General features: G+C 68.2%; 10 protein-coding genes and 1 pseudogene. 5 read left to right on the forward strand and 6 right to left on the reverse strand.

The genetic code is table 11. From position 1 onward, the window contains the following. The 3 genes from FB384_RS26150 to FB384_RS26160 all read right to left on the reverse strand — a co-directional run. Window positions 1–360 (reverse strand): SDR family NAD(P)-dependent oxidoreductase (locus FB384_RS26150; protein WP_183787521.1); only part of this gene is annotated, 360 nt, incomplete at its 3' end. Then, entirely contained in the window at window positions 357–1,403 is a 1,047-nt protein-coding gene (locus FB384_RS26155) for a phosphotransferase family protein (protein WP_183787522.1), read from the reverse strand. The genes FB384_RS26155 and FB384_RS26150, both read right to left, overlap by 4 nt. Further along, window positions 1,400–2,593, reverse strand: coding sequence for an acyl-CoA dehydrogenase family protein (locus tag FB384_RS26160; RefSeq protein ID WP_183787523.1), 1,194 nt, complete (start codon window positions 2,591–2,593; stop codon window positions 1,400–1,402). The genes FB384_RS26155 and FB384_RS26160 overlap by 4 nt, the downstream gene beginning before the upstream one ends. Before the next feature lie 149 nt (window positions 2,594–2,742). Here FB384_RS26160 and FB384_RS26165 point away from each other — a divergent pair, with 149 nt between their 5' ends. Further along, entirely contained in the window at window positions 2,743–3,342 is a 600-nt protein-coding gene (locus FB384_RS26165) for a TetR/AcrR family transcriptional regulator (protein ID WP_258937795.1), read from the forward strand. 57 nt (window positions 3,343–3,399) lie between these two features. Here the strand turns inward: FB384_RS26165 and FB384_RS27025 are convergent, their stop codons facing one another. Then, the gene (locus FB384_RS27025; RefSeq protein ID WP_407676119.1) at window positions 3,400–3,714 is read right to left on the reverse strand and encodes a ribonuclease domain-containing protein; all 315 of its coding nucleotides are present in this window, start codon (window positions 3,712–3,714) and stop codon (window positions 3,400–3,402) included. Next, window positions 3,706–4,482, reverse strand: a pseudogene (locus FB384_RS26170) (endonuclease I family protein); the annotation flags it as partial. The gene FB384_RS27025 and the pseudogene FB384_RS26170, both read right to left, overlap by 9 nt. A gap of 403 nt (window positions 4,483–4,885) precedes the next feature. Here FB384_RS26170 and FB384_RS26175 point away from each other — a divergent pair. The 4 genes from FB384_RS26175 to FB384_RS26190 all read left to right on the forward strand — a co-directional run bounded on the left by FB384_RS26175 (window position 4,886) and on the right by FB384_RS26190 (window position 9,116). Then, complete coding sequence (locus FB384_RS26175) at window positions 4,886–5,530, forward strand: C39 family peptidase (protein ID WP_183787526.1); 645 nt, start codon at window positions 4,886–4,888, stop codon at window positions 5,528–5,530. Window positions 5,531–6,154: 624 nt separating this feature from the next. Beyond that, window positions 6,155–7,261: a quaternary amine ABC transporter ATP-binding protein gene (locus FB384_RS26180; protein WP_372497765.1), complete on the forward strand. Its 1,107-nt coding sequence runs from the start codon at window positions 6,155–6,157 to the stop codon at window positions 7,259–7,261. Beyond that, complete coding sequence (locus FB384_RS26185; RefSeq protein ID WP_183787528.1) at window positions 7,261–8,151, forward strand: ABC transporter permease; 891 nt, start codon at window positions 7,261–7,263, stop codon at window positions 8,149–8,151. Before FB384_RS26180 ends, FB384_RS26185 begins: the two co-directional genes overlap by 1 nt. 38 nt (window positions 8,152–8,189) lie before the next feature. Beyond that, window positions 8,190–9,116 carry a glycine betaine ABC transporter substrate-binding protein gene (locus tag FB384_RS26190; protein WP_183787529.1) on the forward strand — a complete coding sequence of 309 codons (927 nt, stop codon included), beginning with the start codon at window positions 8,190–8,192 and terminating at the stop codon, window positions 9,114–9,116. 92 nt (window positions 9,117–9,208) lie between these two features. Here the strand turns inward: FB384_RS26190 and FB384_RS26195 are convergent. Further along, window positions 9,209–9,611: VOC family protein (locus tag FB384_RS26195; protein WP_183787530.1), on the reverse strand; the 403-nt coding region annotated here is incomplete at its 5' end.

A 9,611-nucleotide genomic window follows, 5' to 3' on the forward strand; every position in this document is an offset into this window, starting at 1 on the left:
GTTGACGTCGACGACCCTGCGGAACTCCTCCGGGTCCTCCTTGAGGGCCGGGACGGCGGTGCCGACGCCGGCGTTGTTGATCAGCACGTCGATGCGGCCGAACTCGTCGACCGCCGCGGCCGCCATCGCCTCGACACTGGTCGCGTCGGCGACGTCGGTGGCGACCGTGAGTGCGCGCCTGCCGGTTTCGCGCACCCGCTCGGCCGTCTCGGCGAGGCGGCCGGTGCGCCGGGCCGCGAGGACCACGTCGGCCCCGGCCTCCGCGAGGGCGACGGCGAACCCCGCGCCCAGGCCCGAGCTCGCTCCTGTCACCACGGCGACCTTGTCGTCCAGGCGGAACAGATCCAGCACGCCGCTCATGCGATGTCTCCCTTCAGCGCGCGCAGCCCGCCCGCGGCCAGCGGCGCGACCGCCTCTCCGACGTGGTCGAAACCCTCGCCACGGGTCATGCCCTGCTGATGCCGCGCGTGGATGCCCTCCGCCACCACGGCGATCTTGAAGTAGCCGAGGCCGAGGTAGAACTCCAACCGGCTCAGGTCGCGTCCGCTCGCATCGCCGTAGCGCTGCGCCACGGCACCGGCGGAGGGCAGCTTCGCGCTGGTCGAGGCCGCAGACCCGGCCAGCACCGGGGCGAACGACGGATCGGCGTAGACCAGGTAGAGGCCGAGGTCGGCGAGTGGATCGCCGAGGGTCGCCATCTCCCAGTCGACGACCGCGCGCACGCGCCCCGGATCGCCGGGATCGAGGATCGTGTTGTCGATGCGGTAGTCGCCGTGCACGATCGACGCCCCGCTCTCGGGTGGGCACAGCTGCGCCAGCCGGGTGTGCAGCGCGTCGATGTCCGGCAGGTCGCGGGTTCGCACGCGCTGCCACTGGTCGTACCACCGGCGCACCTGCCGTTCCAGGTACCCCGCAGGCTTGCCGAAGTCGCCGAGTCCCACCGAATCCGGGTCGACGGAGTGCAGCGACGCCAGTACGTCGACGAGCGCGTGCCCGCAGCGTTCGATGTCGGCGTCCGGCAGTTCGTGCAGCTGCCGCTCGGTGCGCAGCACGGGCCCGTCGACGTACTCGACCAGCGCGAACGGCACGTCCAGCACCGCGTCGTCGTAGGCCACCGCGGGTGCGACCGGCACGTCGGTCCCGGACAGGGCGGCGACGACCCGGTACTCGCGCAGCATGTCGTGTGCCGAAGGGGTCAGGTTGCCGAGCGGCGGCCTGCGCAGGACCCAGCGATGCGTGCCGTCGGTCAGCAGAAACGTGAGGTTCGACTTGCCGCCCGCGATCAACTCGGCATCCAGCGTGCCGCCGAAGCCCGGGACGTGGGCGGCGAAGAACTCGGTGAGTGCGGGCAGATCGAGACCGTCGGGCGACGATCCCGGCTGGCCTGCGGACGTCGCGGTCATCGGCGTACCTCCGTGTCGTGGCGGCGGAGCACCCGCCGCGCGATGGACCACCGGTGCGTCTCCGAGGGGCCGTCGTAGATGCGGAACGGCCGGACCTCGCGGAGGAACCGGCTCAACAGCACGTCGCCGGAGACGCCGAGCGATCCGCAGATCTGCAGTGAGCGGTCCACCACCCGCCAGATCGCCTCCGCGCAGAACGTCTTCGCCACCGCGGTCGACTGTGCCGCCGACCGGCCCTGGTCGAGTTCCCAGCACGCCTGCGTGATGAGCCCGCGCGAGGCGGCGATGTCGATCTCGTTGTCGGCGATCATCTGCTGCACCATGCCGAGTTCGCCGAGCCGGGAGCCGAACGCCTCGCGGTCAGCCGCGCGGGCGACCGCGATGTCCTGCGAGCGCCGGGCGATGCCGAGCCAGCGCATGCAGTGCGTCATGCGGGCGGGACCGAGGCGTACCTGGGCGTACCGGAACCCCTCGTCGACCTCGCCGAGAACCGCGTCGTCGGGTACCCGGCAGTCCTCGAACAGCACCTCGAGGTGTCCGCCGTAGAGGCTCTCGTCGAGCGTGTCGATGTGGCGGACGAGCCGCATGCCGGGGTTGTCGGCGTCGACGAGGAACATCGTCGCGCCCGCCTTCCCGGCGTCGGTGCCGGACGTCCGCGCCATGCAGATCGCGTAGGCCGCGCCGTCGGCACCGGTGATGAACCACTTGTGCCCGTTGATCCGCCAACCACCCTCCTCGCGCTCGGCGACGGTGGTGAGCGCGTTCGGGTCGGACCCGGCACCCGGCGCGGGCTCGGTCATCGCGAAGCACGACCGCACCTCGCCGGTCGCCAGCGGGCGCAGGTAGCGCTCCTTCTGCTGGTCCGTGGCGATCGCCTCGAGCAGGTGCATGTTGCCCTCGTCGGGCGCCGCGATGTTGAGCGCGAGCGGGCCGAACAGCGAGTACCCGGCCGCCTCGAACACGGCGGCACGGCCGCGCATGTCGAGGCCGTGGCCGCCGTACTCGTGGGAGACGTGCGGGGCGAACACCCCGGCGTCCTTGGCAGCCCGTTGCAGCTCGGTGCGGACGTCCTCGGTGCGGGCGACGCCGCCGTGCCGTTCCTCGGGGGGAATGACGACGTCGCGTACGAAGGCCGTCGTCCGTTCGACGAGTTCGGCGACGTCGGGAGTAGGGCTGAGGTCGACGGCCATGGGCGACTCCCGTTCGGCTAATAGCTGTTAGCCGGAACTGTAGATGTCACGCCGCATCCTGGGCAAGTGTTGTTCCAGAAGGCGACATGTACATGACGATCGGCTACGATCAATTAGCCACACCGGCCGGACTGGATCGAGGAGGGGCCGTGGACCGGTTCGACGACATCCGTGCGGCCGCTCTCGACCTGTTCACCGGACGGGGCTTCCACGCCACCACGATGGCCGACATCGGCGCGGCCGTCGGCATGCGCGGGCCCAGCCTGTACAAGCACGTCGAGTCCAAACAGGACCTGCTGGCACGCATCATGACGACGACGATGGAGGCGCTGCTGGCGGGATACCGCACCGCCGTGGCGAGTTCCGACGATCCGGCGCAGCGGCTGCGGCGGGCGACCGAGGCGCATGTGCGCTACCACGCACGGCACCGGCTCGAGGCGTTCGTCGGCAACCGCGAGATCCGCAGCCTCGTCGAACCCCATCGCGCCCGCGTGCTGACGTTGCGTGCCGAGTACGAACACGGCTTCCGGGATCTCGTGGCCGACGGGGTGGCCGAGGGGGTGTTCCACGTCGACTCGGCGCGGCTCGCCTCCTACGCCGTGCTCGACCTCGGCATGGGCGTGTCGGCGTGGTACCGCGAGGACGGCGAACTCACCGAGGACGCGGTGGTCTGGCAGTACAGCACGTTCGCGCTGCGCCTGGTGGGTCATCGGGGGCAGGAGCGGCTCTCGCGGCCGTCCCCGGCATGACGACGGGTCGGCGCCCGCCCAGCGGCGAGCACCGACCCGGGAGTTCGTCGGTCCGTGTCAGGAATCGAGGTCGACGGACTGGAACGTCTCGTAGTAGTCCGGCGTGTAGTAGAACTCGCCGCCGTCGCCGGCGATCACTCGGTCCGAGTGGCCGACGTGGAACAGCTGGTAGTAGCCGTCCTCGCAATCCGGCAGGATGCCCTCCCGGTTCTCGTAGGTCTCGCCGGTCCGGCCGTTGCGCGCGTCCTCCACGGCCGCCCGTGCGTCCGCGGGCAGCGAGGACAGGGCCACGGTCTCCAGGTCCGAGGCCTCACCGCAGCCCGGCTCGGGCTCCGGTTCGGGGGTGGGGGTGGTGGACCCGTCGCCGAAGATCTCGCCCGCCCATTCGGGGTGGTCGATGAACGGGTTCCGGTTGTTCTGGAACTGCTCGTAGATGACGTCGTTCCGCTGGCGTTCCATGTCGCTCACCGGGTCGGCGGCGTGCCAGTCGAGCAGTACGGAGCTGCGTCCCATCCGGGGCTGCGACCCGTTGTCGACCTGGTCGTTGAGCTCGAGGTCGGGAGCGCCGTCCTCACCCTCGTAGCGCACCGCCATGTAGAAGATCATGCGAGCGACGTCGCCCTTGACCTCGTCACGTGGTTCGTACGAGTCGTCGTCGGTGAAGTTGCCGGGTGCACCGTCGACCTCACTGCCCCCGTTGTCGAAGTCCTTGTTCCCACGGGCACTGTTGACCTGTACGTCCGTCGGGCGGAGGTGGTGGGCGTCGGCGCCCGGCCCGGACGTGCCGAAGTCGCCGTGCGACTTGGCCCAGACGTGCTCCCGGTTCCAGTCGCCACTGCCGCCGCCGTTGGCTTCCTTGCTCCGGGACTCGCCGCTGTAGAGCAGGACGACGTTGTTCGGGTCGTTCGGGTCCTCGTCGCTCGCCTTGATCGCGTCCCACACCTCGTCGTACGACAGCTGGGTGCTGTCGCTGATGATGTCGTTGAGTGCCGTCTTCAGTTCGTCGCCGGTCAGGCCTTCGGCGGCGTCGTAGTAACCGGCCGGCACGTCCGCCGTCGCCGGAACCGGTGCGAGCATCCCCGCGGTGACGGCGAAAGCCGACAGGGCTCCCACCGCCCACCGGGTGGCACGTGTCCTCATCCCAGAGCCTCGTTTCTGCAGTCGTCACACAGGGGCGGACGTCACTTTCACACGAAAGAGCAAAATGAAATAACCGACGAACGTCTGCCGGTCAATGAACAGGCCGTTACGGGGGTGCGATGCGCAGGAGTCTTTGCGATTACTGGGCTGTTCGGACCATTGCCGCTGGGCTGGCCGGACGTGTCAGCCCAGGTGGAGCGCAGGGTCGCCGGCGGGAGAATTGTCCGTAGCGGCCCGAATCGGACCGGTTCGAACCCGTGGGGGAATTCTTCCCCCGAGCACATCTTTCATCTCTTGTGCGGGTGTCGACCGAGGCCGTTCGGTTCTATTCTGACGCTGCCGAAACGGGCGAAAAGGGCGCGTGTCGGCGCATGTCCGAACGAGACGAGATGGGAGCCGTCGGATGACGATGCGGAAGGTGGCGGTCGCAGCAGGCGCGGCCGTGGTCGCACTCGGACTGTCCACAGCGGTGCCTGCGCAGGTCGGTGCGATGGAGGCGCCGACGCAGCAGCAGGCGGCGCCGTGGCTGGCCGCGCAGGCGGGTGAGGTCACGCTCGATGTCGACTACCAGGTCCAGGAGACGTCCTACTGGTGCGGGCCGGCGGCCACCCGGATCGCGCTGTCGGCGAAAGGTGTGCAGCGGAGTCAGGCCGACCTGGCGGCGGAACTGGGTACGCACACCGGTGGTACGGACCACATCAGCCAGGTCACGTCGGTGATGAACAACTACGTCGGCGGTTACGCGACGACGGAGATGCCCAACGATCCGCCGACGCAGGCACAGAAGGACCGGTTGTGGAACGACATCGTCACCGACATCAACGCCGGTGACGCGATCGTGGCCAACATCGTGGCCCCGCCGGGGAACCAGCCTCCCGGCTACCCGTCGGACCAGACGATCTACCACTACTTCACCGTGGTCGGTTACGACGACCGGAACGGTACGGTGCAGATCGCGGACCCCGCGTCGTTCAGCGGATACCAGATGTACTGGCTCTCCTTCGACCAGCTCGCCTCGCTGATCCCGCCGAAGGGCTACAGCTCCTGAGGAGCGGTTCCTGGCGCACTCGACCGGTGGGCGTGCGATTCCCCGGACGCACGCCCACCGGCCCGTGTTCGCGGCCGAAACGCGGCCGCACGCTGTGCCGTCGCGGGGGCGCGGTGCGACAGCGAGCCGGCAGTGCCCGGTCCCGTCGACACCGGTGCTGTCGCGTCGCGGCCGGGTGTCGTGGGTGACTGTCCCGGCGTGTCCCCGCCTCGGTCGGTGTCGGCGCAGTCGCGGACGGACCGGTAGGACGGCGTTGGACAGGCTGATCACGGCAGAGTGAGGGCCCCGCGCTGGCGGCGGCCGGGGCCGGTCGAGCGGCAGCGGCCCGCGCCCGCCCTGTTATTTATTCTCGAACCGAGGATCGAAATGTAGTGAATCCTTGGTTTCTGTATCTTGTCGATTGTTCCGACGTGGTGACAGGCTGTTTTCGGAGGGTGTCCCTGGGTAGCTCACCCGATGAATTTCCGGAATGGCTACTAAACTGGAGCTCGGTTTTCCTTGCCGCCGCCAGAAAGGTGGACCGAGGTGCCTTCTATCCAGGTGGAAAACCTCTACAAGGTGTTCGGTCGCCGTGCTGACGAGGCTGTCCGAGCCCTGTTGAGTGAGGACGGTTCCGCTGATGCGGTGCCGGGAACGACCGCAGCCGTCGTCGATGCGTCGTTCGATGTGCGTTCCGGAGAGATTTTCGTCGTGATGGGTCTTTCCGGGTCCGGAAAATCGACATTGATTCGGATGCTGAATGGAATCCTACCCGTTACCCACGGGCGGGTTTATCTGGACGACGTCGAGATAACCGCAATGTCGGCGCGCCAGATCCGCGACATGCGCAAGCGGCGCATGAGCATGGTCTTTCAGCACTTCGCACTGTTTCCGCACCGGACCGTGTTGCAGAACGCGGCATACGGTTTGCAGATCCAGGGGCTGGGCAAGGAGGAACGTCTCGAACGGGCGCAGCGGGCGCTGTCCATGGTCGGGCTCGACGGCTGGGAGGACCGGCTTCCGGAACAGCTCTCCGGCGGTATGCAGCAGCGGGTCGGGCTCGCGCGCGCACTCGCCGCGGACACGGACGTCCTGTTGATGGACGAGGCGTTCAGCGCCCTGGATCCGCTGATCCGCCGGGAGATGCAGGATCAGCTGCTGGCCCTGCAGCAGCAACTCGGCAAGACGATCGTGTTCATCACGCACGACCTGAACGAGGCGATGCGACTCGGTGACCGGATCGCCGTGATGCGGCGCGGCCGGATCGTGCAGATCGGCACGGCCGAGGCCATTCTCACGGCGCCGGCCGACCCCTACGTCTCGGAATTCGTCCGGGACGTCGACCGGGCCCGCGTTCTGACGGCGCGGTCGGTGATGGACAAGCCGCTCCACGCCGTCCCGTCGTCGGCCTCCCCGGACGAGGCGCTTCGCCTGATGCGGCAGCAGCACGTGCCGACGGTGCTGGTGGTCGACGCCGTGGGCGCACCTGCCGGTGCGGTACAGGAGACGGACGCGAACGAGGCGGTCCGGAACGGGCGATCGACCGTGCAGTCGGTGCAACGGCCCGTGACGAGTGTGCCTGCCGACACGGCCGTGAGTGAGCTCTTCACCGCAGCCTCGGGGCCGCTGCCGTTGGCGGTCGTGGACGAACGCGGAACGTTGATCGGAGTCGTGCACCAGTCGGCGCTGCTCGCGGCGCTGGGCGAGGTCGAGCACGCTCCCGACCGCACCGGATCTGAGGAGGATCGCTGATGCGCGCAGTACCGGCTGTCACGGACTGGGAGGTGCCGAGGATTCCCCTCGGGGACTGGTTCTCCGAACTCGTCGCGTGGTTACAGGACAACCTGGGGGAGCTGTTCGATGCGATCTCGGAAGGGCTCGAATCCTCGGTCACCTCGCTGGCCGACCTGCTGACCTGGGCTCCGACGTGGGTGATGATCCTCGTCTTCGCGTTGCTGGCTCTGTGGCTGCGCGGGTGGAAATTCGGACTGGCCGCACTGATCGGCTTCGCCCTGCTGGACGGACTGAATTCCTACGGCAGTGCGATGGAGACGCTGTCGCTGGTGCTGTTGGCCGGCATCGTGGCGGTGATCGTGGCCGTCCCACTCGGCATACTCGGCGCGCGCAGTGACACCGCGAGCAGGATGATCAAGCCGGTCATGGACTTCCTGCAGACCGTGCCGCAGTTCATCTACCTGATCCCCGCCGTGATCTTCTTCGGCATCGGCGTCGGCCCCGGCGTCGTCGCGACCGTGATGTTCGCGCTCGCCCCCGGAGTGCGGCTCACCGAACTGGGTATCCGGCAGGTCGATCGGGAGATGGTCGAGGCGGGGGAGGCGTTCGGCTCGTCACCTGCACGCATTCTCACGGGAATCCAGATTCCCCTGGCCATGCCGTCGATCATGGCGGGCGTCAACCAGATCATCATGCTGTCGCTGTCGATGGTCGTCATCGCCGGCATGGTCGGCACGCCGGGGCTCGGGGCCGACGTCTTCGAGGCCACGACCCGGCTCCAGCTCGGCGCGGGATTCGAGTACGGCGTGAGTGTCGTGATCCTCGCCATCTATCTCGACCGCATCACCGCGTCGTTGTCCGCGAAATCCGCGGTCAGTCGAGCACGCCGGCTCGCAGGAGCGGCGTGAGCACCGGGCGCGGCCCTCGGTGAAAGGAGGACGGACGGATGAGAAGGAGAACACCACGCACGTTGTCTGCGGTATTGGCGGCGCTGCTGGTCATGGTCACCGGCGCCTGCGGTGGCGGTGACGACGGCGGTGACGACGGCGGCGGCGGCGGAGAGGAAGGCGGCGGTGGCGATCTCACCATCGGCTACATCGCATGGGACGAGAACATCGCGCTGGCCAACTTGTTCAAAGCACAACTGGATGAACGCGGCTACAGCGTGAACCTCCGCCAGCTCGATGTCGCGCCGACCTGGCAGGCGGTCGCGCAAGGCGAGATCGACCTGTTCCAGGACGCGTGGCTGCCTACCACGCACTCGGACTACTGGGCGCAGTACCGCGACCAGGTCGAGGACCTCGGCGTCTGGTACGACCAGGCGACGCTCGACATCGCCGTGCCGGAGTACGTGCGCGATGTGAATTCGATCGCCGACCTGAAGGAGCATGCAGATCAATTCGGGGGCACCATCACGGGCATCGAGCCCGGTGCTGGTGAGACCCGGCTGGTCGAGACCGAGATGATCCCGGACTACGGGCTCGGTTCGGCGATGACGCTGCAGAAGTCGTCGACCACGGCGATGCTGTCCGCATTGGACAAGGCGATTCAGAACCAGGAGCCCATCGTCGTGACGCTGTGGCACCCGCACTGGGCGTACTCCCGTTACGACCTGAAGGACCTCGAGGATCCCAAGGGGTCGATGGGCGAGGCGGAGAAGTTGCACATGATCGGCCGGGAGGGGTTCGGCGAGGACTTCCCCGAACTGTCCCGGGTCATCGAGAACTTCTCGTTGACCGACAAGCAGCTCGGTGACCTGGAGAACGCCATCCAGGAGGCGGGCGCGGGCCAGGAGCTGCAGGCCGCCCAGCAGTGGGGACAGCAGAACCAGGAGCTCATGGACAAGGCCTTCGGCCAGCTCCAGGGGCAGTGACGCGGTCGATGACGGTGCGGTGACGGCCGGCGCGGTGCGGGCAGGCGAGGACCTGCCGGCATCCGTCGGCCGCGCCGTGAACTACGCCGTGATCAGACCGCGAAGACCTGGTCGTCGTCGGCGAACGCCTTGAACTCGAGGGCGTTGCCGGCCGGATCCCGCAGGAACATCGTCCACTGCTCACCGGGCAGGCCTTCGAACCTCAGATACGGCTCGATGACGAAGGTCGTGCCGGCGGCGCGCAGCCGGTCGGCGAGCTCGTGGAACCCGGTCACGGTCAGCAGCAGTCCGAAATGCGGCACGGGAACGTCGTGACCGTCGACCGGGTTGTGGATCCCTTCCGAGCGGCCAGGGGCGAGGTGAGTGACGAACTGGTGACCGTGGAGGTTCCAGTCGATCCAGGTGTCGGAGCTGCGTCCCTGTTCGAGTCCGAGTACCTCGCCGTAGAAGTGCCGGGCGAGGTCGAGGTCGTCGACCGGCACGGCGAGGTGGAAG

Origin of the sequence: Prauserella sediminis, assembly GCF_014195435.1 — a bacterium.
In the GTDB taxonomy this organism is placed as follows: Bacteria; Actinomycetota; Actinomycetes; order Mycobacteriales; family Pseudonocardiaceae; genus Prauserella; species Prauserella salsuginis.

Coding starts and splice junctions, on each gene's coding strand:
- FB384_RS26155 (WP_183787522.1), bottom strand. CDS start 1,403: ATGACCGCGACGTCCGCAGGCCAGCCGGGATCGTCGCCCGACGGTCTC.
- FB384_RS26160 (WP_183787523.1), bottom strand. CDS start 2,593: ATGGCCGTCGACCTCAGCCCTACTCCCGACGTCGCCGAACTCGTCGAA.
- FB384_RS26175 (WP_183787526.1), top strand. CDS start 4,886: ATGACGATGCGGAAGGTGGCGGTCGCAGCAGGCGCGGCCGTGGTCGCA.
- FB384_RS26185 (WP_183787528.1), top strand. CDS start 7,261: ATGCGCGCAGTACCGGCTGTCACGGACTGGGAGGTGCCGAGGATTCCC.
- FB384_RS26190 (WP_183787529.1), top strand. CDS start 8,190: ATGAGAAGGAGAACACCACGCACGTTGTCTGCGGTATTGGCGGCGCTG.